The sequence below is a fragment of the Virgibacillus alimentarius genome (assembly GCF_000709085.1).
GTDB lineage: Bacteria > Bacillota > Bacilli > Bacillales > Amphibacillaceae > Virgibacillus_B > Virgibacillus_B alimentarius.
On the sequence record NZ_JFBD01000066.1, the window covers coordinates 27,997 to 49,810 of the forward strand.

The following is a 21,814-nucleotide window of genomic DNA, read 5'->3' on the forward strand; positions in this document are numbered from 1 at the left end:
GGGGATGATAATGTATGTATATTATTTATAATGGAAAAATCGTAACAGAAGAAAAGATCATCGAGGATCATGCTGTCCTTGTTAATGGGCCTTTCATCGAAGCTATTATCCCAGAAGGAGATATTTATTGGTATATTGACGCACAGTTCATTGATGCAAAAGGTGGATATATTTCCCCTGGGTTTGTCGATATTCATTCTGATTATATTGAAACCATTGTATCCCCTAGACCTACAAGTATGATGAATGTTGATATCAGTTTAAGGGAAGCTGAAAAAATACTAATCAGTCATGGCATTACGACTATGTTTCATTCTCTTTCCTTTTATCGGGAAGATGTTTTCTCAAATAAACCGATAAGACAGCCGAGAAATGTTCAGCGCTTGGTGGATGCAATTGCAGAAACACATCATGCATTGCACCTTATTCGCCACAGGATGCATGCGCGTTTTGAAATTGACAATATCGATGGAGTTGAGCAGATCGTAAAAAATATTGAAGAAGACAAAGTGCATCTACTCTCTTTTATGGACCATACACCAGGGCAGGGTCAATATCGGGATTTGGAAATATACCGGGATACGTTGAAGGGATACCGGGACTTATCGAATGAACAAATTGCTGACATTATCAAGGAAAGAAAAAATAGTAAGTGCCTGACAATAGATCAAATAAAGGAAGTCGCTAATTTGGCCTTATCAAAAAATATAGCAGTAGCTTCCCATGATGATGATGATACAAAAAAATTAAATTTAGTAAAAACACTAGGTACAACGATTAGCGAATTTCCGATAACGATGGGTGTAGCAAAAAAGGCAAAGGAAATGGGGCTAGTGACAGTTGCTGGTGCTCCGAATGTGCTGATGGGCGGTTCTCATTCAGGTAATTTATCCGCAGCGGAAGCGGTAGAGCATAAATGCGTGGATATTTTGTGCAGTGATTATTATCCATCTGCATTGCTTCATGCAATATTTGAATTAAGTGAGAAATATGGCAATGATTTGCACGAGATGTTTATGATGGTTACCCTTAATCCCGCAAAAGCTGTATGTATGGATGATGAGGTAGGTTCGATCCGGCAGGGGAAAAAGGCAGACATTCTAATTATTGAACGGATGGAAGATGGTTATCCAATGCTGACAAAGACGATGGTAAACGGTGTGATGATCACGACAACAAACTATCGATTGAACAATGAAGTTAGGAGGGAGATCCATGCCAATACTGGAAGTAAATAATTTCGGGAAAAGGTTTACCATTCACCATTTGAATAAAACAATGCACGCGGTTGAACAAATCCATTTTTCATTAAAGCCAGGCGAATTTATTGGAATCATTGGAAAAAGCGGAAGCGGAAAGTCCACAATATTAAAAAGCATTTACCGGACGTACTTACCAGATCAGGGCAGTATTCTTTATGACTCGAAACGCTTTGGAACGATTGATTTATCAAAAGCAACAGAGCGACAAATGCTATTTTTGCGCAAATACGAAATTGGTTATGTATCCCAATTTCTTAATGTGATGCCAAGAACAACGTCAAGACAGCTTGTTGAGCATTCTTTATTAGAAATGGGAGAGTCAGAAGATCGTGCACGAATGGAAGCAGAAAATGCTTTAATCCATTTTGAACTTGACCCGAAGCTGTGGGATACGTACCCAAATACATTTTCCGGGGGTGAGAAGCTTCGCTTAAACATTGCGATGGCAACGGTGAAACAACCTAGGTTATTGCTGCTTGATGAACCTACTGCCAGCTTGGACCAGCAATCTAAAAAAAAGGTCCGTGAAGTTATTGAGAAATTGAAAAGAAATGGTACTACATTGGTAGGGATCTTTCATGATATTGAATTTATGGAAGGGCTTTGTGACAAAGTTTATGATATGAAAACGAAACATTTTATTTATGAGAAAGAAGATGAGTGTATCGTATGAAGGCTGACTTGCATGTTCACAGTAATTATTCTGATGGTTCTGACTCAATCAAAAAAGTGATGCAGCGGGCGCGCGAAAATGGGGTGACCCAAATCAGTTTTGTAGATCATGATACAGTAGATGGGCTTAACGAAGCTTTTGAACTAGGACAGAAATATGGTATGGAGGTTGTACCTGGGGTCGAAATTTCAGCGTATGATTTTCGGAGAAACCGCAAAGTGCATATTTTAGGCTATCACTATCGGACGGACGCACCACATATTAAGAAGCTTTGTCAGCCTCTACTTGAAAGACGGCACGCCCATTCGTTGTGGCAAGTGGAGCAAATACAGGCGGCAGGGTATGCATTAAATAAAGATAAAATAATAGAAACAGCGAAACCGAGTCAGACGGTCTATAAACAACACATTATGAAACATTTATCATCCCCCCCTTATCCATCGACTGCATATCAGCAACTTTATAAAGGGTTATTTAAAGGGAACGGTGTTGCCTCAGGGGACATTGAATATGTGGATGCATTTGAAGCTGTCAGGGTGATTAGCGCTGATGGAGGAATTGCTGTTGTGGCACATCCTGGTCAACTAGATTCTTATGAGATCATACCGGAACTTATTGATGTCGGACTAAAAGGTATCGAAAGGAATCATCACGATCATACCGAGGAAGATCACCAAAAGGTAGAGTTGCTAGCTAAAAGGTATAATCTTATGTTGACAGGCGGAACAGATTATCATGGTTCTTTTGGTAAATCAATAGATGTAGGCGATATCTTAAGTCACACGATATTGTAATGTTAAATTAAGTTAATATAACGTTAAATTACTGTAAATTCGCCCTATTTTGAAACCCGATATGTTTTAATGAAATTATAGAAAAGGAATGGGGTGTTATCTATTACGTTTAAGTAGATTTGTCATTGTTGAAAGAAACAAGGTAGCTTGTAACACTATTTTAAATAGGGGGAGCGTCAATGTTGAAGAAGAATTGGTTGCTTATCACGTTGTTATTCATTACCTTACTACTGGCTGCATGTTCAGAGGGAAGTGCTGGAGCGGATGGGAAAGAAGAAGCGGATGATGTCATTGATATTGTTTGGTACCCGAATGAATCTGGTTCTGATATGAAATCTTCCCGTGATGAAATTGGGAAGATCATTGAAGAAAAAACAGATAAAAAAGTAGAACATCATTTGACAACAGATTACGCAATTGCAATTGAGACACTAGTAAACAACAATGCTGATCTAGCTTTTATGGGAGCTCAAGGATACGTCGAGGCAAACCAAAAAAACGATGCCATTCAACCATTGGCTGTACCAACTGGTCCATCCGGGACATTGGATGATGCTGTTTATCATAGTTGGCTGGCAGTTAACGTTGATGATCAGGAGAATTACAAAGAAGACGGTGAATATGCATTTGATACAATTGAAGATAAAAAGATGTCCTTTGTATCAAACAGTTCTACTTCCGGATTTAAAGTCCCTTCAGCAAGTATTATTGATCATTTTTCAAGTAAAGAAGTGTATGCTGATTTAGCTGAAGAAGACTTAATGGAAGGTGGCGAATTATTCTCTCAAGTATTATTTGGAAATTCGCATCAAGGTTCTGCAGTAAATCTGCTTTCAGGTAATGCAGATGTAGCTGCGTTTTGTGATACATGTGTAGAGAACTATGTAGAAGTTGCTGAAGGGGAAGAAAACAAGCAGGGATCTGTATATAAGGTGAAAGAAGATGCGGCTGAGCCTTTTAATAAAGTAACTGGCAGTGAATTTACGCTTATAAGTGTTACACCAGTTTTAAATGCGCCATTCGTTGCGAATAAGGATGTGATTGGACAGGAGGATTTTGATAAATTACAAGCGTTATTTACTTCTGATGAGGTTGCTAACAATGAGCAGATTTTTGTTCCTGAAGAATCCGGCGAATCAGGTTTATTCTTTAAAACAGATAAGGAGAGATTTTCAGAAGTAGAAGATTCATGGTTTGATCCAATCCGGGAACTTTCCAATTAATTATTTTGTATCTGTTAAGGATGGACGAAGATGAAGATGTTGATTTAATCACATGAAAAGGAGCGAGGATAACATGTCATTGTTAAAAGTTGTGGGACTAGATAAATCATATCATTCAAATTTCCGAGTATTAACTGATATAAATTTTGAAGTTGATACAGGGGAGTTTGTTTCCATCATTGGCCCTTCTGGTGCGGGAAAGTCGACGCTGCTTAGGTGTATCAATCGAATGGTAGAGGTTAATGAAGGCAAGATTCTGTTTGGAGACCTTGATGTAGGCAATTTATCGAAAAAAGCTTTGCGGAAGTTACGGACAAATATTGGCATGATTTTTCAGCATTACAATCTTGTGCCCCGACTGACAGTGATTGAGAATGTGCTTCATGGCAGATTCGGTTACAAAACAACGCTGCAAGGTATTTTAGGGAAATTTACGGAAAAGGAGAAAGAGCACGCCTTTTTCTTACTTGAAAAACTTGGCATTAGTGACCATGCTTATAAACGATGTGATCAATTAAGTGGTGGGCAGCAGCAAAGGGTAGGAATTGCTCGGGCCCTGATCCAAGAGCCAAAACTTGTATTATGTGATGAACCGATTGCTTCTTTGGATCCTAATTCCTCCAAAGTGATTATGGATCATTTAAAAGCAATTACTTCTGAACTGAATATTACTTGTTTGGTAAATTTGCATCAGGTTGACGTTGCAATCAACTATTCTGACCGGATTATCGGATTGAATCAAGGAGAAATCGTGTTTGATGGTCCAAGTCAAATGCTCACAGAAGGACGTATAAACAGTATTTATGGAACAGAGACAAGACAGTTTATTACAGTGTAAGGAGCATAACATCGTGAACGATATAATGATACGGAAACGCAAATGGCAATTTACAATATTTTTAATCATTATGATTGCTGCAACCTATGCATCTTCCATCATAACGGATTTTAATGCACTGCATGGAATTACCACGTTTCCTGCAGCATTATACTGGATCTTTTCTAACATGCTCATATCGCAAGAGACGCTAACACGACTGCCAAGTATACTGGATAAGTTGTTGGAAACGATTTTCATGTCAATTGCGGCCACAACAACCGCAGCAGTGATTTCTATGTTTTTAGGGCTGATGGGATCGACTACAACCAGAGTGAATCGCGCTTTTAGTTCGCTTGCCAGATTCACTGCTTCTATTTCAAGAAATATCCCAGTTGTCGCCTGGGCATTAATTTTGCTGCTTTCTTTTGGGCAAAACTCTTTAACTGGATATTTGGCTTTATTTGTTGGCTCCATTGGCTTCCTCACGAGAGTATTTATTGAAACCATTGATGAAGCGAGTCAAAGTTCTGTAGAAGCACTAAGAGCAACTGGCGCAACGTACTTTCAAATTGTGAATAAAGCTGTCATCCCGCAATGTCTGCCACTCCTCATCAGCTGGATATTATTTATGATTGAAACGAATATCAGGAGTGCAACTTTAGTGGGCATATTAACAGGTACAGGAATTGGCTATACATTTGATTTATATTATAAATCGATGAACTATAATGTGGTGGCACTTGTGACATTCAGTATAGTAATAACCGTCATTATCATTGAGCTTCTTTCAAACTACATACGAAAGGTGATTCTATAATGGAAGTGGCTAATATAAGAAGAAAAAGAGATGGTCGAATAACGATTAAAGCTGGCAGTAAAGCAGAAGCTTTAATGGTTAGCACCTTAATGATATTAGCAGTGCTAACCATGATCGGATTTCTGTTATTTGACTATTCTGGACTGGAGCTTAAAAAGGCGATCTCAGAAACAGGGAATAACCTGAAGACAATGTTTTTGGAACCTGCTTTAACTCACTTTAGCTGGGGTGAGGCAATCTACCAAGTGGGAATCACAGTAGGGTTAGCCTTTCTAGCAACAGTACTAGGGGCGGTTATTTCTATTTTTTTAGCTTTGTTTGCCGCAACCAATTTATCGAATGAGTGGGTGTCAAAAGTCATTCGTATTTTCGTTGCCGTTATCCGTGCGGTACCAACTGTATTATGGGTTCTTATATTTGCTATTGCTGCTGGATTAGGCAGTGAAGCTGCGATTATTGGAATGCTTTTTCATTCAATAGCATATCTAGTCAAAGCTTATTCGGAAGTGTTTGAAGAGGTGGATGAGGGAACGCTAGAAGCGTTACGTGCAACAGGCTCCAACTGGTGGCATATTGTTATGCATGGTGTCATCCCATCGACATTAACTTATTTAATGTCCTGGACCTTTTTGCGATTTGAAATTAATTTTTCGGTAGCGGTAGCAATGGGGGCGGCAGCTGGTGCAGGTGGCATCGGATTCGAGCTTTTCATGGCCTCCGGATTCTATTTTGACTTACGAGAAGTAGGAATGATCACTTATGCAATTCTAGTTGTGGCGATTATATTAGAAATTATTTCAACCCGACTAAAAAATCGGTACTTTCCCAGTCAGTGATATAAAAAATAAAAAAAATGCCGTAACAAGAAAAATCAATAGGCATCATATTATATTAGGGGTACAAATTGGAAATCGATTCGTACCCCGTTTTTAGAGGATTTAATTGCTGAAAAGCAAAATTAATAGATACAAATATTGAAGAACGAAGCAGGAAAAATCAAATCCGACACCTTATCAAGTCAGGGTGTTGGATTTTTTATTTTATATGTAGAAAATGAGAAGGTGCAACACCAATCAAACAGCTTAAGATGTATTCGATTCGCATAATAAAAAGACATTGAGAGAAGCTTAAGAAACATGGGATACGTATAATTTACTACAAGTAAAAGGAAGGTAAAATCCGATGATACAGGCATTTTTGGAATGGATCAAAGTTATTGGGCTACCGGGATTATTTTTAGTAATGTTCCTAGAAGGGTCTTCTTTGCCTTTTCCTGGTGTGGTTATGGTGCTCACTTATGGATACTTACTTTCCCCTGGATATTTGGGTACAGCTATACTTGCAGTTGGGATGGGCATTGCTTACAGTATTGCGAGTCTTATTCCATACTTTATCGCAATAAAGTTAGAACAATTCCTCCCCAAACGCATAAAGAAAGGCTTGAAGAAAGGACAATCATTTTTTAACCGGTACGGGGTATGGAGCATTGCACTATCTCGACCGTTTGGTGTTGGTAATTATATTTCGTATATAGCGGGAATGAGTAACGTGAATGTATTTAAGTATTTTATATTAACCTTTATCGGCATTTATCCGTGGTCCTATGTAATGATTATTTTAGGAGATTTTTTCAATGGTAATTACGAGGCATTTAAACAATTTTTTCAATCATACAGCATGTATATATACGGCACCGTAATTATCTTAGTTATTGTCATTGCACTATTTTTATACAAAAAGATCAAACAGAGAAAAGGAGGAAATTTCAAAATCCGGAGGTGAGATGTATTGAATTGGGAGGATATTGCAGATGTGAAATGATAAAGGAATAAAAACTTTGTATTTTGCTAAGCACCTATACATAATTTATTCATACAATAATATAAATATAACGCTACCTAGAATCATTGTATCTAATTAAGATTCACACTACGTTTATCCTGATATTTTCGCTTAAAGCAATATACGATACAATGGATATGTAGAAGGTTTAACTGTAAGTAATTTGGAGATGATTGGCGAATGATAGCGTATGAAATAAAGGTACATGAAGAGATAATAGACTGGCAGAAGCGTATTTTAAAACGATCAAACTTCTTCAACCGAATGTCCAAAAAGGCTCAGAATAAAATAAATGGAATGATTCCTGGTAAAGTTCATCAGGTTATCACGGATAGTATCAAAAATATGGTGAAAGCAACCTTGTTTGGCTCCAATCTTACAACAAACAAAACGAAGTCAATGGGAATGCGATTAGAGGAACGGGATCATCTTCTGAAGGAAAAGCTATCCTCTTACCGGAAGACAGCAGTTGCTGAAGGAGCAGGAACAGGGGCGGGCGGGATTTTTCTAGGACTTGCTGATTTCCCTTTGCTTTTATCGATTAAAATGAAATTTTTATTTGATGCTGCTGCGGTTTATGGCTTTAATACGGATGAATATGAAGAACGCTTATTCATTCTTCATGTATTTCAGCTAGCTTTTTCAAATGATGAGAAACGAAGGGAAACATTCCATATTATTGATCATTGGGAAGAAACAAAGAAAACGCTTGTCGATATGGATTGGTATGTGTTTCAGCAAGAATATCGCGACTACATTGATTTAGTGAAATTAGCACAGTTAATTCCGGGCTTTGGAGCAATTGTCGGCGCTTATGCAAATTATAATCTTCTCGATCAATTAGGAGAAACAGCAATGAATGCCTATCGAATGCGGTATCTGAGAAAGTAAATGAAAGAGTGTTTGTTTTGTCTGTGAAACAAGTTAAGAATGATGTTAGTCAAGCTTTAGAAAACGCCTTTGGGATTGTAGGGATCGTACTTGGAGGCTCAAGGGCGAGGGGTAGGCATCGGCTTGATTCTGACATCGATATTGGAATCTATTATGATGAAACACGGGGCTTTGATACAAAGAAAGTGAATAAGATTGCTGCACAATTAGATGATGATCACCGGGAAAACTTAGTGTCATCCCTTGGGGGCTGGGACGACTGGATCAATGGCGGAGGCTGGCTAGTCGTGCAAGGTTTCCATGTTGATCTTATTTTCTATTTGAAGCGTCTTTTTCTCTAATGTTTGCTGAAGATAATGTGGATAAAGATGATATTTCGTATGTTGCTGGGCACTGTTTCCGAACGATTTCCTGTTTAAATCAAGTATAGTTTGCAGTGAATGAAGTGTATTGCATCAATGAGAAGAAAGCGGTGGCTATGGTTGATGATTTTCACGGGAAACCGGAAAATTACAAACAAAAGGTAGATGCGGCTTTTAGTAAACTTTCATCTAGTCAGCAAAGTACAAGAGAAGCTGTAGAAATAATACGTAAACTTGTAACAAAGACGAAGGAGATAGTGAATGTTTGATTGATTTGATACATAACTGGACGAGGGTGACTCTTTGGTCGTTGCTGTATACGTTTACCAAAGAATCGAACATTTTCTCATGTCAATTGCTGCTCCACAAACGCTCGGTATAATGTATGGGATTGTATTAATTCTTGATGTGTTCCACTTCCAGTTATCCGTCCATTCTCGATAAACAGTATTTTATCAGCGTCTACAATTGTTGATAGCCTGTGAGCAATCACGAATGTTGTTCTTCTCTTCATAAGTTTTTCTAGCGCTTGCTGAACAACCTTTTCTGATTGACTATCTAGCTTGCAGTTGCTTCGTCCATCAAAAGAATATTGGGATCCCTTAGAAAAGCCCGGGCAATAGCGATCCGTTGCCTTTGTCCACCCGAAAGTTTTATTCCTCGTTCACCAATCTCTGTATCTAGTCCATCCGGAAAAGACTTAATAAATTGTGCTGCGTACGCCATTTCAGCTACTTCCCACAGACGATTATCGGATATTTCATTCCAATCTTCTAAGCCATAACATAAGTTTTCACGAATTGTACCAGTCATCGTCGCACTTTCTTGGGGAACATAGCCGATTTGACTTCGCCAGGATTGTATTGATAGTTTTTTAATGGATGTATTACCGATTCGAATTTCGCCACTGCATGGCTCGTAAAAGCGCTCCAGCAATCCGAATATGGTCGTTTTGCCACCACCACTTGGGCCAGCGAAAGCAACCATTTCACCGGGTTCGGCTGTAAATGATACGTTCTGAAGGACAAGTTCATTCGCAGTATATGCAAATGATACATCATTAACGTGAAGGGTTTTATTTGCAATATCGATATCTAATCCATCCTGACCTTCTTCCAAAGGCAGTTCAAGTATAGAAATAATCCGTTCGGTCGCCCCTTTTGCTTTTTGTAATTGAGTGAAAAACATGGCAAAAGTAGTAATAGGCATAATGATTTGGAAAAGGTAAAGCAAAAAGGCAACAAGGGAGCCGGTAGACATTGTTCCGCTTGCAACACGTATGCCACCATAGCCAATAATCATGACAATGACGACCATGATGACAAGATGCATTAACGGTGCAATAAAAGCAAAGATACGTGCTTCTTTTAATCCGAATCCAAGTAAACTTTTTATCCCGGCTATACCCTTTCTTTCCGCATCTTTTTCTGCGTTAGAGGCTTTCATCAAGCGAATTTCGCTAAGTGTTTGTTGGACGTTCCCTGTAAACACGGCTGTTTCATCTTGAAGACCGCGTGATATTTTCGCCATTTTTCTTCCAAGTGGAATCATAATCGCTATCGTAACAGGAACGGAGAGAAGCATAATTACTGTCATTTTCCAATCCATAACGAGTAAAATAGCAATCGCACCTATAATGGAGATCATTCCAGTTATAAATTGCGGAAAGTGTTCCGATATAAGGCCCTTAACAATGCTTGTGTCATTCACAACCCGACTTACTGTTTCCCCGCTGGATGTCTTATCGAAATAGCTGACTGGCAGCCGGGTGAGCTTTAGCCACATGTTTTCTCGTAGTTTGGCAACTATTTTTTGTCCAACTGCCGTTAACAGATAAATCGATAATCCATTGACGATCGCTTGCGTAATAAACGCTGCAACTATCGCCACAATGAGAGGAACACTTAGCGATGATATCGAAAAACCATCTATTAAATTTTTTGTCAGTATGGGAACGATTAGCCCTGCAAGCGTTGTAACAACACTTGCGATTAAACCAATCGTAAGAGACAGCTTCGGAATATTCGTCGACAATAAAAGTGAAAAAAAAGACCCAAGACCATTTTGTTCATTCTTCATGCAATTAAACTCCTTCTTGTGCGGGGTTTGTCCCCCACCCACTGCGTTAGCACTTTATGTGTCAGGGGATAAGCCCCCATATATGATTTTCTGATAAAGCAGGTGAAAAGTAAAGTGCACGCATTTTTAAATGGTTTTATTTTAGATGTAACATTCATAGGGTGATGTTAGGGAAAAGAACAATAATTGACGGTCATGATAAAATTGGATAGAGGAATGAAAGGATTCTAGGAATTTTTCATGTATAAGTCATGATATTTAAACATGAATATTGAAAGGAAGTTTCATAGATGAATCTAAAAGAAAATCTGCAGGCGATGTCTCCTGCCAACGATCCGTGGGAAGCTTATATGGATGTTGAAGAGCATGGACAGATGACCCTGTCCAATATTGAAATTACGACAACAACCCTTTGTAACATGCGCTGCGCACACTGTGCTGTTGGATACACATTACAGCATCGTGATCCAGAGTCTTTGCCGATGGACCTTATCTTAAGGCGACTAGATGAGATCCCATATCTTCGTACGCTTAGTATTACAGGCGGAGAACCGATGATGTCCAAGAAGTCGATAAGAAATGATGTCCTTCCATTGCTTGAATATGCGCATAATCGCGGTGTGAAAACACAAATCAACTCTAATTTAACGCTGCCTTATGATAGGTATACGTCGATTATTCCTTATTTAGATGTACTACATATATCACATAACTGGGGGACTGTTGAAGAATTTGTAGAAACTGGATTTGCCAACATGGAACGGAAGCCTTCCGCGGAAAACCGGAAAAACTACTTTGAGCGCATGGTTGAAAATGCTCAGCGTCTATCAAGTGAAGGAGTTATGGTGTCAGCAGAAACGATGCTAAATAAGCGCACGTTCCCGTATCTTGAAAGTATTCATGATCATGTTATTGAAATGGGGTGTTCTCGTCATGAAATTCACCCGATGTATCCAGTTGATTTCGCCAGCAGACTTGAAACACTCCATTTAGATGGTATTCGAACTGCCATTAAACGATTGCTTGATCATCGCAACGAAGGTATCTGGATGATGTTTGGTACGCTTCCTTTTTATCCTTGCAGTTCAACGGAAGGGGATTTGGAATTGCTTAAACGCCTTTACCGACAAAAAAATGTTAGCATCAGAAATGATCCAGATGGACGTTCTCGATTAAATGTAAATATTTTTACCGGAGATGTCATTGTAACTGATTTTGGTGATGAGGAACCATCGCTAGGAAACATTCAAAATACATCTTTACCAGAAGCTTATGACCGGTGGATGGCATCATCTACAGCAAAAAGCCTTAACTGTCATTGTCCAGCGGTAAAATGTTTGGGACCAAATCTACTCGTTAAAAATACGTATTATCAAGATATTGATTTTCAAAAGCGGGAAACGAATATCAAGATGTATTAAAGTCATATGAATGATAGCTAGAAAGCCACGATCACAAAATGATCATGGCTTTTCACTTTTAATGCTTCACGTACTGATTCTATGAATCTAGTACACACAGTTAAAAGAATTATTCCTTTTGAAGTAAGGATATAAAGTGGTTTAATATTTTTGCGGTTAATCCCCAAATTACTCTTTCATTATATTTATAAAATATCTCGTCGATTTGACGAGTTCGCCAATTATAATTTTCTCCGCCAATAATTAAGTCATAAGGGAAACTTTCTTCTGGAATTACTTCGAAATTCACTTTATACTTCTTCGGATTTGTTTTGAGGAAATAGGAAAGTGGTACGGTAAATACTTCTTCAACTTCATCTTTGTTCGGTGTAATCTGTTTAATGTTTTTAATTCTGCCTATAAAGGGATAGATGATTCTTCCGAAGTCAGAGACCATATAGTCGAGTGGAATTACATCATAGATATCTGCTTCAGAAATCCTAAGTTCCTCTGAAGTCTCCCGGATTGCGGTCTGTCGTTGATTTTTATCGTCCTTATCAACTTTCCCTCCTGGAAAGCAAATATCTCCAGGTTGACTGCGCAAATTCATGGAACGGACCTCAAACAAAATATAAGTTTCTTCTCCTATTTCAATGAGCGGGAGCAGTATAGCATATTTGCGGAATTTTTCTTGTCCAAGAATGGATGGATTACGGTTTTTTAACTTAGTAATAATGTTTGATGCGTTCAAAATTTCACCTCCATACACCCACTATATGCATGCTTTGTACTTTCTATTATACAAGTTCTTCCATTTGAATGACTAATATTTGAAATAACAAAGATTTTTTTTCAGATAAAGAAGGAAAATTATTGGTGCCTCTTTCTATCTGTATGTCTAAATAACAAAGGAGCCAATGTTCCTCAAAATGAACACTGGCTCCTTTTATTTTATTAATAAGGTTCAGCATCTTGGCCTTTTTCAATAGCCTCATCAGGTGCTTTTTCGGCGTCTTTATTGCCTAGAGGGTTCCTGCTTGATCCGTCTTTAACTTTATTAGCTAATCCTTCTCTTAAACGGCGACCGTATTCTTCATCTGCTGATTCTGCTAAAGCGACCATTTTATCTTGAATCCGTTTGTCACACTCGGAAAGATCGCCGACGAGATTAGAAATTAACTCATCCTTTTCCCAGTCTTCAAACCAGCGATATGTTTCACCAGCCTGTTTTGTATTATCATTTCGGTCAATTGATTTACGAACTAGATTTCCTTCAACTCTTGGTGAATGTTCCTTACCAATTTGTTCTGCTTCCTCTAGACCACCTAATATGGATGGTTCATAATTGATGTGTGGATTTTGCTTTGGACCCTTATCATTCTCATATCGTGAACTGCCTCCCTCTTGGTTTGTTGCAACATGTTTTTTCGCAGCATTAATTGGAATTTGTAAATAGTTTGCACCTAATCTGTAGCGTTGTGTATCTGAGTAAGAGAAAGTCCTTCCCTGTAACATTTTATCATCAGAAAAGTCAAGTCCATCAACAAGAACGCCAGTACCAAATGCGGATTGTTCTACTTCTGTAAAGTAATTTTCTGGATTCTTATTTAACACTAATTTACCAACAGGCAACCAAGGAAATTGATCATTAGGCCATAACTTTGTATCATCTAAGGGATCAAAATCCAGTTCAGGATGTGCATCATCACTCATAATTTGTACAAAAAGTTCCCACTCTGGATAGTCACCGTGTTCAATTGCCTCATATAAATCTTGTGTAGCATGACTGAAGTTCGTAGCTTGAATCTCATTTGCCTCTTTTACCGTTAAGTTTTTAATTTCTTGTTTGGGTTCCCAGTGGTATTTAACGAGAACTGCTTCTCCTTTGTCATTTATCCACCTATACGTATTAACACCTGACCCTTGCATCATCCGGTAGTTTGCAGGGATACCCCACGGAGAATAGATAAATGTAACCATATGAAAGGATTCAGGTGAGTTTGCACAAAAATCAAAAAAACGCTCGCTATCCTGTATATTCGTGACTGGATCAGGTCTAAACGCATGGATCATATCAGGAAACTTCATGGCATCTCGAATAAAAAAGATCTTTATATTGTTTCCGACCAAGTCCCAAATTCCATCTTCCGTATAAAATTTTATTGCAAACCCTCTGGGATCCCGAACTGTTTCCGGCGAGTGCTTCCCATTAACAACTGTTGAAAATCGTACAAACACAGGAGTTTGTTTTCCCTTTTCCTGAAAAACTTTTGCTCGTGTATATTTTGATACTGGTTCATCACCAACTGTTCCATATGTTTCAAAATAACCGTGTGCACCAGCACCGCGTGCATGGACAATACGTTCTGGTATCTTTTCTCTGTCAAAGTGACTCATTTTTTCAATGAAATCATAATTCTCTAATGTTGCAGGTCCACGACTTCCAACGGTTCTTATGTTTTGATTGTTGGTAACCGGATGACCTTGTCTAGTTGTTAGCGTCTGATCACTATCGTTTTGGTCATGAGCTTTTAAGTTTTTTGATTTATCTTCATTCACTGGATAACCATCCTTTTCTATGTTTTGTTGTTTATAATTTATATGATTACGTTTTCCTAAGGGGGAATTATTTATTCCTGGGAGGTTAAATTATAATTACATAGAAGAGGACAAGAAAAATAAAAAAGCAAACATGAAAACGCGAACGTATTTATGTTTGACAACATTGAATCAGGGAAAGGTGATTCCTTAAATATTAGTACCAGGTAATATAACTTTGTGTTAAAATAGGTGTAGAATATCAACACGCAGTTTTGCAAAGGAGTTTAACAAATGTATTCTTTTTCAGCACATGCCTTAAAAATCATACTTAGTTTATTTGGACGGTTAAAAATTTATAATAAAGATAAAATGCCACGTTCAGGTGGGTCTGTTATAGCGTGTACACATACAGGTTGGGTAGACATACTTTGGCTCGGTATTTCGATTTTGCCTATTCAAATCCATTATATGGCAAAAAAGGAGTTATTTCAGACCCCTTTTCTAAAATGGCTCATGAGAAACTTAAATGCCTTTCCAGTAGATCGTGAAAATCCCGGTCCAAGTACGATAAAAGTTCCAAAAAAGTTATTAAAAGAGAACAAAGTTGTCGGTATTTTTCCAAGCGGAACTAGAACAAGTGAAGAGGTGCCGTTAAAAAGAGGAGCTGTTACAATTGCGGCGAGTTCTAAGGTTCCGATTATCCCAGTGGCCTATCATGGACCCAATAATTTTAAGGACTTATTTAAGCGGTTTAAGCCAAAAATTATATACGGTGATCCAATATATTTACCTGAAGACATGCCAAAAAAAGAAGGAATGGAAGTGATGATGAAGGACCTCAACGATACGCTAAAAGAATTACAAAATGAATTAAAGAATAAATAAGGGGACAGTCCCCCACTTTACTAAAGTGCGAAAGTGGTGAGGGACAGTCCCTTTAATTTATCATCCGTTCTAGCAGTCCATTTTCGGGGATAATGTGTTGCAATGTATAAATGGAAATAGGGAACATTGGAAGGCCTACATAGTATGGGGTAATTTCATAAAGCTGGAAATAGAGAACAAGCGTCTTGTCAGCAATATAAAAGTCCTGGTCAGGTGAAATACTAGAAAACCCATTTAAAAGTTGTATGTCCCTTTCCTGTATTTGATGCTCGACATGCTTAGAAAGGACATGGATATAATTACTGTTAGGCTTAAATAGGTCTTGAAGCGTATAATTTTCCCCTGTTTGAATATCGAATGTTAGGGATTTCATCAGCGTGAGTCCATGTGCATGATGGTCAGCCATTGCATAGTTTGTTAGGGTTAAACTAAGTAGATTACGCTCATTCGTTTTAATTTCGAATGTACCAATCATGTCAGCGAATGTGTTAGTACCTTGTTGCTGATATTGATATTGTATTAATGCACGTACCAGTTGATAAATCGTTTGATTAATGTATTGTTGTACATGCATCTCTTGCAAACCATATACTTGAGGATAGTAAATCGTAGTTCCCGGCCGTTTTATGACCATTGTTTGAATGGAGACAGGAAGTGTTTGAATGGACATTTTCATCATCCTTTACATCAGTTTGTAGTATTATATGTAACGATTGGGGAAATGTCCCTTATATTTTACGAGGGTCGCTTGGAAAACAATATTACGGTGATATTAGCTCAGCACTTGGAAGAGAAAAAGCAATAAAATACATAGGCGGGACTGAAAAACAGCCCCGCTATGGTTGATAAATACTGCCTATGAATAAGATGGCTCCCGTTTCATCATCGGTGATGGCGATGAAGAATGGTCGGTTTACTTTCATCTGGAATGGTTTATTAACGGGTGCTGATGTTGTTTCCATTTCTGTAGATGTTGCTGCAGATGCTTCTGTCCCTTCTTCATTGACGTCAATATATGTTTTTTGTTTCACTTGGCCAATCCATACGGGATCATTTCCCTGGATCATTCGGCTAAAATTGGCGTCTTTATTAAATGCTGATTCCATACCTAGTTGCTGCAATGTTTTATTCAATGAGGTTTCATAGTCAATCTGAAACTTAGGAAGAATAATTGTCCCTTTTTTTGTTTGAAATTCCGAATTCCACACCTTCCAATTTTTACTTGATAACATTTCTTCGAATTCTTTTAAACTGCTGTTCTTTTTTGGAAGAAACACCTTCATGCTCATTTCCTCTTCACCGTATGGGAGAGACACTGCTTGAAATTCTTTATCATTCAGATACTCGAGGTCTTCTGTTAGTTTCATGAATGATACATCTTTTTTTGATTTTTCGCTAAGATGAAACGTTCCATCCTTTGTCTGTTTTTGATCAAATGGATATGTCCAGCTCCCTTTAAAGTAAATCGCGTTTGTAAGGATAGATATTAAATCAGGATTTAATGGTTTATCTGCAATTTGTTCAATTTTGTCATTTGTAGCATTTTTTACCCAATTATTTATTTTATCTGCAGATTTAGTATCATGTATGTCAATCGCATTCGCCTCAGCATGAAAATAACTTTTGATTGGATGTACAAAATCCTCTTGGAATTGAAAGTCTTCATTAAGCCACATAGCATTAGCTAAGAACAGTTTTACATGATTGGATTTCTTATCCATGATGGACATCAATGATGCATTTGCTTCGTTTAACTTTTGAACTTCGGTATCCTCCACTCCTAATACCTCTGCTATTTCTTTTTGCGTAACACCATGTGCTCCATTATAGAGCATGGATAATGACAGGAATAAGCTTGTTGGTGAGATGAAAGTATTCAAATACTCGTCTGTCTTGAGTTCTGAGAATAAGTTAAACCCCAATTCATTATTAGAAGGTATAATTTCTTTGTAGTCTTCTTGATTGAATTGTATGTCATCCGTATTTCCAGGTTTATGCTGACTGGATTCTTTTTCCGTACTACAACCTACCATTGTCATAAAGAGTATTCCTAATGAAAATAAAACGGCTAATCTCTTCATGGGCACTCCTTCCCTAATACCAGTTTATTTTAATACTATTCTAACATAATTCATAATATTTTAATTTGAGGAAAGATATTGATAACTCAACCATTTAAGTGACTTTAGGAATAGTAAAATAGAGATCGTGTCCATGAATATTCCTCTTCCTATAGTGTTAAAGTAAGGGGGTATATGGAGCACCTAAAAGAAATGACGAAAGAGTGGGGTATTCATGTTATTACAAAGATGCAGTAAAATACAGTTTGTGATTGTTATCATCATTTTCAGCATGGCGGTTCATTTTCATATACCAGTTCAAGCTTCCATGTACCCTTTGCAGACGAAGTATCCAGATATTATGCTTTATAAAGGAAAGACGGATAAAAAGGTGATTGCATTAACTTTTGATGATGGGCCCGATCAGCGTTTTACACCGCAAGTCTTAGAAGTATTAAAGAAACATAATGTCAAGGCGACCTTTTTTCTACTAGGTACTCGCGTTCATAAGTATCCGGAGATGGTAAAAAGAATAGACCGAGAAGGCCATATCATTGGGAATCATACATATTGGCATCCGGACCTGACAAAAACTGGTAAACAAAATTTGGCATGGGAAATAGAAAAAAACGAAAAGGAATTGAAGGAGTTAACGAACAATGTAACAGACTTATTCCGTGCTCCTTATGGTGCAATGAATGAAGATCTGGTAGAGAAACTAGGGGAAATGGGTTATCGTGGCATAGGCTGGTCGATTGATTCAGAGGACTGGAAAAGTTTGACTCCAGAAAAAATAAAACAAAATATACTTAATTATGTTCATCCTGGTGCGATTATTTTGATGCATAGTGCAGGGCATTGGTCACAAGATCTATCAGGAACAGCTGAAGCACTAGATCAGATTATTCCATATCTAAAAAAGAAAGGTTATGAATTTGTTACGGTACCAGAGCTTTGGTCATGATTGCCCAAATATAGATCAAACTAATTTCTTTCATCGTTAATCAATATGTAAGAAGGACATCTCATCATGAATAAAGAGATGCCTTTAAAAGGATCAATGCTTATACTAATTTATCAAAATGCATTCGTTTATGAAGTGCATAAATAATAGGTATTCCTAGAGCCATTACTACAAATTCGCCAATTGCAGTAGTCAGCCAAGTAATCAGAAACGGTAACCCTAAAGCTAAATTCAGCATAATTGCGATGATAAACATATTAAATGAAAAAATGATTGTGTTTGCAATCATGCGCACCCATATACTTTCAATGAATCTTCCAACTCCCATGGTCATGAGCAGTGAAATAACAGATTGTCCTACCCCGAATATCAAATCATAGATACCAAGTGGAGAGAGGAAGAGATTAGCTAAGAACACACCTAATGTGATTCCTAAGAAATACTTTTTATTGAATACAATGAGATGGTTGAACAACTCAGACAGGCGAAATTGTATATTCGTAAATCCAAATGGCTGTACCAGCACAGAAACTGCTATATAAAGTGCTGCCAACAGTCCATTGTTAACAAGTGTTTTAACATTCATAAATATTTCCCCCTAGTTTTTTTACGTGGGATGGTTTCGAACCACGGTGATATTTAAAAACTATTTTATTATACCTTTTTTTGAATAAAAGACAATAGGGATTTTGCTGGAAAAAGCGAACGATGTCATGATGATGCGAGCGTCAGTATACTAACCTAAGGAACGAGGCGAATCTTTACATGTTCATATGGTGCATCTTGATAGCTCTTGTCCAACCCTTTATTTGCTATTAATTTTTTAGAGATTACTTTTTGCTTTAACGTAAGTGTAAGCTTACTAGCAAAAGGAAATTCATTTATTGTAACGGTATCTTTGTCCACCCACTCGGTTTTTAGTTTATCCTGTTGAAAGCCGTGTAAGGAAGTGGAGAGCGGAATACCATCTCGGTAAAAGAAATGTTCCTCTTCTTTTGAGGTACCAGGTTCATTTAAACAAATATATAAAGATAAATTATCACAAAGCTGAAGAAGGCCATAGTGAAAATCAAATAAGTAGCTATCAAATGTTGATAAGGAGCGGATAATTCGGTTTCTGCGTTCTTTTTCCTTTTGTACAAAAATCTTTGCTTCCTGGGTTCTACGATTTAATAAAAATCGCATGTAATGCATACTACATAGGAGAGCTGCGTATTCATCTTCTTTTTCAACCTCATCAATCCCATGCTTATAAAGTACAGTTTTAGGAAGAATCGGGAAATTAGTAAAGGTAAAAGGGGCCATTTTTTCATCGTTCCAAAATGGTTGTTTATCGAATGATTTCCAGCCGCAATCATGATGAAAGATGGCAAATTCAACCGTTTTTTTAAACTTCGTATCAATGAAAAGAGAGTCATTCCAGTTTGCTATCATTTCACCAGAAAGCTGGGCATGGTTATCTTGTTCAATCATAATGAAATGATTAGGGTGCTCTCTAACAATCATGAATAAATCATCCTTTCAAAGAACTGTTTCGTATCGGTTATAAACTCATGATAATTCAATTGAACGGGGCATACAAATAAAAGGGAAGTTCGCTTGTGCTGTTTATTTACAGTTAATGATCAGATGGTATAATGACTAAGATATAGTAATAATTTACGAGAGGGTGAAGCTATTATGATCATTACGATTATAATCGCTGTTATTGTTGCGATTATCGTAATTTACGGTATTTCAAGTTATAACAGTTTTGTTAAATATCGTAATTGGGTTAAGGAATCATGGAGTCAGATCGATGTTCAATTAAAACGGCGGTATGATCTTATTCCTAATTTGGTCAATACAGTAAAAGGCTACGCTGAACATGAGAGAGAAACATTAGAGAATGTGATTCAGGCGCGTAATCAGCTCGTTCAAGGATCACCACAAGAGCGTATAGAAGCAGATAATCAGATTCAGGGAGCATTAAAGTCCATCTTTGCTTTAAAGGAGTCATATCCCGACCTTAAAGCAAATCAAAACTTTTTAAAACTCCAGGAGGAACTAACTTCAACAGAAAATAAAGTTGCTTATTCCCGTCAGCTTTATAACAAAACCGTAGCTGAATATAATATAAAACGTGAATCTTTTCCAAGTAATTTAATCGCAGGTATATTTGGCTTTAAAAAGGAAGAACAGTTGACGATTCCAGAAGAAGAGCGCGAAGCACCTACTGTGAATTTTTAATGGGGGATCGTTATGCTTTATAAACAAATTTTACAGAATAAACGTAAAACAATTTTTCTCGTTGCTTTATTTAGTTTACTTGTACTTGCTTTAGGGTGGGCGATCGGCTATTTGGTAAATAACGACTCGATTACTGGAATCATCATTACTCTTATTGTGCTTGCAATTTATATTCCAGTCACTTATATGACTGCCAGTTCTCAAGTTCTCAACATGTCTGGTGCAAAAGAAATCAAGAAAGGCGATCATCCGGAGTTGTTTGATATTGTAGAGGAATTGTCGATCGCTGCTCGCATCCCGATGCCAAAAGTTTATATTGTAAGTGACCCAGTACCGAATGCTTTTGCAACCGGGATAAAGCCGGAAAAAGGATCGGTGGCATTTACGACTGGTTTATTGGAAAAACTAAACCGTGAAGAATTATCGGGTGTTGTTGCTCACGAGCTTGCACATATTCGTAACTACGATATAAGGTTGATGACCATTTGTGTAGCATTAGTAGGGGTTATTATACTTATCGCAAATATTGGTTCGCGTGCTATGTTATTTGGCGGAGGACGCCGTGGTGGTGGAAATCGGAAAGCGAATCCGATTCTCATACTAGTAGCACTCATTTTTGTTATTTTAGCTCCTATTGCGGCTCAATTTGTCAAGCTGGCTGTTTCAAGGAATCGAGAATACTTAGCAGACGCTACAGCAGTTGAATTCACACGTAATCCTGTTGGTTTGATTCGTGCTTTAAAGAAAATTAGTGGTGTACCTAAAGATGTAAAAGACGCAAAAGAGGCAACTGCATCCATGTACATTGTCAGTCCATTTGGAGGCAAACGGCGCAAAACTAGGAGAAAAAGCAGCAGCCTTTGGGCAACACATCCATCAACAGATGATCGTATTAAGCGTTTGGAAAGTATGTAGATATCCGCATTTTATGTAGGTCTCTTTTTGATACAATGAATGTATTACAATAAAGAG

22 protein-coding genes, 1 pseudogene and 1 riboswitch are annotated in these 21,814 nt (G+C 37.7%); of the genes and pseudogenes, 16 read left to right on the top strand and 7 right to left on the bottom strand.

Annotation, left to right across the window (positions count from 1 at the left end; translation table 11 throughout):
- The first annotated feature begins 14 nt into the window (after positions 1-14).
- The 11 genes from phnM (at position 15) to GZ63_RS18940 (ending at position 8,953) form a co-directional block, all read left to right on the top strand.
- The gene (phnM, locus tag GZ63_RS0111030) at positions 15-1,238 is read left to right on the top strand and encodes a phosphonate metabolism protein PhnM (protein ID WP_051681471.1); all 1,224 of its coding nucleotides are present in this window, start codon (positions 15-17) and stop codon (positions 1,236-1,238) included.
- Positions 1,216-1,935, top strand: a complete 720-nt coding sequence (phnL, locus tag GZ63_RS0111035) for a phosphonate C-P lyase system protein PhnL (RefSeq protein WP_029269519.1) — start codon at positions 1,216-1,218, stop codon at positions 1,933-1,935. The genes phnM and phnL overlap by 23 nt, the downstream gene beginning before the upstream one ends.
- Entirely contained in the window at positions 1,932-2,729 is a 798-nt protein-coding gene (locus GZ63_RS0111040; protein ID WP_029269521.1) for a PHP domain-containing protein, read from the top strand. Before phnL ends, GZ63_RS0111040 begins: the two co-directional genes overlap by 4 nt.
- Before the next feature lie 179 nt (positions 2,730-2,908).
- Positions 2,909-3,952 (top strand): PhnD/SsuA/transferrin family substrate-binding protein, encoded by a 1,044-nt coding sequence (locus GZ63_RS0111045; protein WP_029269523.1) that lies wholly within the window; start codon positions 2,909-2,911, stop codon positions 3,950-3,952.
- 73 nt (positions 3,953-4,025) lie between these two features.
- Positions 4,026-4,790: a phosphonate ABC transporter ATP-binding protein gene (gene phnC / locus GZ63_RS0111050; protein WP_029269525.1), complete on the top strand. Its 765-nt coding sequence runs from the start codon at positions 4,026-4,028 to the stop codon at positions 4,788-4,790.
- Positions 4,791-4,815: 25 nt separating this feature from the next.
- Positions 4,816-5,589 carry a phosphonate ABC transporter, permease protein PhnE gene (phnE, locus tag GZ63_RS0111055; protein ID WP_404814847.1) on the top strand — a complete coding sequence of 258 codons (774 nt, stop codon included), beginning with the start codon at positions 4,816-4,818 and terminating at the stop codon, positions 5,587-5,589.
- On the top strand, positions 5,589-6,425 hold the full coding sequence (locus GZ63_RS0111060) for an ABC transporter permease subunit (RefSeq protein ID WP_029269529.1): 837 nt from the start codon (positions 5,589-5,591) through the stop codon (positions 6,423-6,425). The genes phnE and GZ63_RS0111060 overlap by 1 nt, the downstream gene beginning before the upstream one ends.
- A 346-nt stretch (positions 6,426-6,771) precedes the next feature.
- The gene (locus tag GZ63_RS17160) at positions 6,772-7,371 is read left to right on the top strand and encodes a DedA family protein (RefSeq protein WP_029269531.1); all 600 of its coding nucleotides are present in this window, start codon (positions 6,772-6,774) and stop codon (positions 7,369-7,371) included.
- Between the two features lie 240 nt (positions 7,372-7,611).
- Complete coding sequence (locus GZ63_RS0111070; RefSeq protein ID WP_029269533.1) at positions 7,612-8,322, top strand: EcsC family protein; 711 nt, start codon at positions 7,612-7,614, stop codon at positions 8,320-8,322.
- Positions 8,323-8,345: 23 nt separating this feature from the next.
- Complete coding sequence (locus GZ63_RS18935) at positions 8,346-8,663, top strand: nucleotidyltransferase domain-containing protein (RefSeq protein ID WP_455570177.1); 318 nt, start codon at positions 8,346-8,348, stop codon at positions 8,661-8,663.
- 131 nt (positions 8,664-8,794) lie between these two features.
- Entirely contained in the window at positions 8,795-8,953 is a 159-nt protein-coding gene (locus GZ63_RS18940) for a hypothetical protein (protein ID WP_455570176.1), read from the top strand.
- A gap of 77 nt (positions 8,954-9,030) precedes the next feature.
- Here the strand turns inward: GZ63_RS18940 and GZ63_RS16715 are convergent.
- Positions 9,031-10,763, bottom strand: a pseudogene (locus GZ63_RS16715) (ABC transporter ATP-binding protein).
- 290 nt (positions 10,764-11,053) lie between these two features.
- On the opposite strand from GZ63_RS16715, the gene yfkAB reads away from it, so the two are divergent.
- The gene (yfkAB, locus tag GZ63_RS0111085) at positions 11,054-12,184 is read left to right on the top strand and encodes a radical SAM/CxCxxxxC motif protein YfkAB (protein WP_029269535.1); all 1,131 of its coding nucleotides are present in this window, start codon (positions 11,054-11,056) and stop codon (positions 12,182-12,184) included.
- A 109-nt stretch (positions 12,185-12,293) separates the two neighbouring features.
- Here the strand turns inward: yfkAB and GZ63_RS0111090 are convergent, their stop codons facing one another.
- Both GZ63_RS0111090 and GZ63_RS0111100 read right to left on the bottom strand, forming a co-directional pair.
- Entirely contained in the window at positions 12,294-12,914 is a 621-nt protein-coding gene (locus tag GZ63_RS0111090; RefSeq protein WP_029269537.1) for an NUDIX hydrolase, read from the bottom strand.
- 203 nt (positions 12,915-13,117) lie between these two features.
- On the bottom strand, positions 13,118-14,722 hold the full coding sequence (locus GZ63_RS0111100; RefSeq protein ID WP_029269538.1) for a catalase: 1,605 nt from the start codon (positions 14,720-14,722) through the stop codon (positions 13,118-13,120).
- Between the two features lie 273 nt (positions 14,723-14,995).
- Between GZ63_RS0111100 and GZ63_RS0111105 the strand changes: the two genes are divergently transcribed.
- Entirely contained in the window at positions 14,996-15,589 is a 594-nt protein-coding gene (locus GZ63_RS0111105; RefSeq protein WP_029269540.1) for a lysophospholipid acyltransferase family protein, read from the top strand.
- Positions 15,590-15,641: 52 nt separating this feature from the next.
- On the opposite strand, the gene GZ63_RS0111110 is transcribed toward GZ63_RS0111105, so the two are convergent.
- Both GZ63_RS0111110 and GZ63_RS0111120 read right to left on the bottom strand, forming a co-directional pair.
- A complete protein-coding gene (locus tag GZ63_RS0111110; RefSeq protein ID WP_029269542.1) occupies positions 15,642-16,259 on the bottom strand; it encodes a DUF3298 and DUF4163 domain-containing protein in 618 nt (205 codons plus the stop codon).
- Between the two features lie 166 nt (positions 16,260-16,425).
- The gene (locus GZ63_RS0111120; protein WP_051681473.1) at positions 16,426-17,670 is read right to left on the bottom strand and encodes a serpin family protein; all 1,245 of its coding nucleotides are present in this window, start codon (positions 17,668-17,670) and stop codon (positions 16,426-16,428) included.
- 214 nt (positions 17,671-17,884) lie between these two features.
- On the opposite strand from GZ63_RS0111120, the gene GZ63_RS0111125 reads away from it, so the two are divergent.
- Positions 17,885-18,613: a polysaccharide deacetylase family protein gene (locus GZ63_RS0111125; protein ID WP_029269546.1), complete on the top strand. Its 729-nt coding sequence runs from the start codon at positions 17,885-17,887 to the stop codon at positions 18,611-18,613.
- 100 nt (positions 18,614-18,713) lie between these two features.
- On the opposite strand, the gene GZ63_RS0111130 is transcribed toward GZ63_RS0111125, so the two are convergent.
- Positions 18,714-19,199 carry a QueT transporter family protein gene (locus GZ63_RS0111130; protein WP_029269547.1) on the bottom strand — a complete coding sequence of 162 codons (486 nt, stop codon included), beginning with the start codon at positions 19,197-19,199 and terminating at the stop codon, positions 18,714-18,716.
- A 6-nt stretch (positions 19,200-19,205) separates the two neighbouring features.
- Positions 19,206-19,250, bottom strand: a riboswitch (PreQ1 riboswitch).
- A 104-nt stretch (positions 19,251-19,354) separates the two neighbouring features.
- On the bottom strand, positions 19,355-20,119 hold the full coding sequence (locus GZ63_RS0111135) for a DUF3891 family protein (protein ID WP_029269549.1): 765 nt from the start codon (positions 20,117-20,119) through the stop codon (positions 19,355-19,357).
- Positions 20,120-20,293: 174 nt separating this feature from the next.
- Between GZ63_RS0111135 and GZ63_RS0111140 the strand changes: the two genes are divergently transcribed.
- Together GZ63_RS0111140 and htpX are read left to right on the top strand one after the other, a co-directional pair.
- Positions 20,294-20,842 (top strand): LemA family protein, encoded by a 549-nt coding sequence (locus tag GZ63_RS0111140; protein WP_029269550.1) that lies wholly within the window; start codon positions 20,294-20,296, stop codon positions 20,840-20,842.
- A gap of 12 nt (positions 20,843-20,854) precedes the next feature.
- Positions 20,855-21,757, top strand: coding sequence for a zinc metalloprotease HtpX (htpX, locus tag GZ63_RS0111145; RefSeq protein ID WP_029269551.1), 903 nt, complete (start codon positions 20,855-20,857; stop codon positions 21,755-21,757).
- The last annotated feature ends 57 nt before the right edge of the window (positions 21,758-21,814 follow it).

What these genes read in the sequence shown, in the direction of transcription:
- phnM (WP_051681471.1), top strand. Translation starts at nt 15, where the DNA reads ATGTATATTATTTATAATGGAAAAATCGTAACAGAAGAAAAGATCATC.
- phnL (WP_029269519.1), top strand. Translation starts at nt 1,216, where the DNA reads ATGCCAATACTGGAAGTAAATAATTTCGGGAAAAGGTTTACCATTCAC.
- GZ63_RS0111040 (WP_029269521.1), top strand. Translation starts at nt 1,932, where the DNA reads ATGAAGGCTGACTTGCATGTTCACAGTAATTATTCTGATGGTTCTGAC.
- GZ63_RS0111045 (WP_029269523.1), top strand. Translation starts at nt 2,909, where the DNA reads ATGTTGAAGAAGAATTGGTTGCTTATCACGTTGTTATTCATTACCTTA.
- phnC (WP_029269525.1), top strand. Translation starts at nt 4,026, where the DNA reads ATGTCATTGTTAAAAGTTGTGGGACTAGATAAATCATATCATTCAAAT.
- phnE (WP_404814847.1), top strand. Translation starts at nt 4,816, where the DNA reads ATGATACGGAAACGCAAATGGCAATTTACAATATTTTTAATCATTATG.
- GZ63_RS0111060 (WP_029269529.1), top strand. Translation starts at nt 5,589, where the DNA reads ATGGAAGTGGCTAATATAAGAAGAAAAAGAGATGGTCGAATAACGATT.
- GZ63_RS17160 (WP_029269531.1), top strand. Translation starts at nt 6,772, where the DNA reads ATGATACAGGCATTTTTGGAATGGATCAAAGTTATTGGGCTACCGGGA.
- GZ63_RS0111070 (WP_029269533.1), top strand. Translation starts at nt 7,612, where the DNA reads ATGATAGCGTATGAAATAAAGGTACATGAAGAGATAATAGACTGGCAG.
- yfkAB (WP_029269535.1), top strand. Translation starts at nt 11,054, where the DNA reads ATGAATCTAAAAGAAAATCTGCAGGCGATGTCTCCTGCCAACGATCCG.
- GZ63_RS0111105 (WP_029269540.1), top strand. Translation starts at nt 14,996, where the DNA reads ATGTATTCTTTTTCAGCACATGCCTTAAAAATCATACTTAGTTTATTT.
- GZ63_RS0111110 (WP_029269542.1), bottom strand. Translation starts at nt 16,259, where the DNA reads ATGTCCATTCAAACACTTCCTGTCTCCATTCAAACAATGGTCATAAAA.
- GZ63_RS0111120 (WP_051681473.1), bottom strand. Translation starts at nt 17,670, where the DNA reads ATGAAGAGATTAGCCGTTTTATTTTCATTAGGAATACTCTTTATGACA.
- GZ63_RS0111125 (WP_029269546.1), top strand. Translation starts at nt 17,885, where the DNA reads ATGTTATTACAAAGATGCAGTAAAATACAGTTTGTGATTGTTATCATC.
- GZ63_RS0111130 (WP_029269547.1), bottom strand. Translation starts at nt 19,199, where the DNA reads ATGAATGTTAAAACACTTGTTAACAATGGACTGTTGGCAGCACTTTAT.
- GZ63_RS0111135 (WP_029269549.1), bottom strand. Translation starts at nt 20,119, where the DNA reads ATGATTGTTAGAGAGCACCCTAATCATTTCATTATGATTGAACAAGAT.
- GZ63_RS0111140 (WP_029269550.1), top strand. Translation starts at nt 20,294, where the DNA reads ATGATCATTACGATTATAATCGCTGTTATTGTTGCGATTATCGTAATT.
- htpX (WP_029269551.1), top strand. Translation starts at nt 20,855, where the DNA reads ATGCTTTATAAACAAATTTTACAGAATAAACGTAAAACAATTTTTCTC.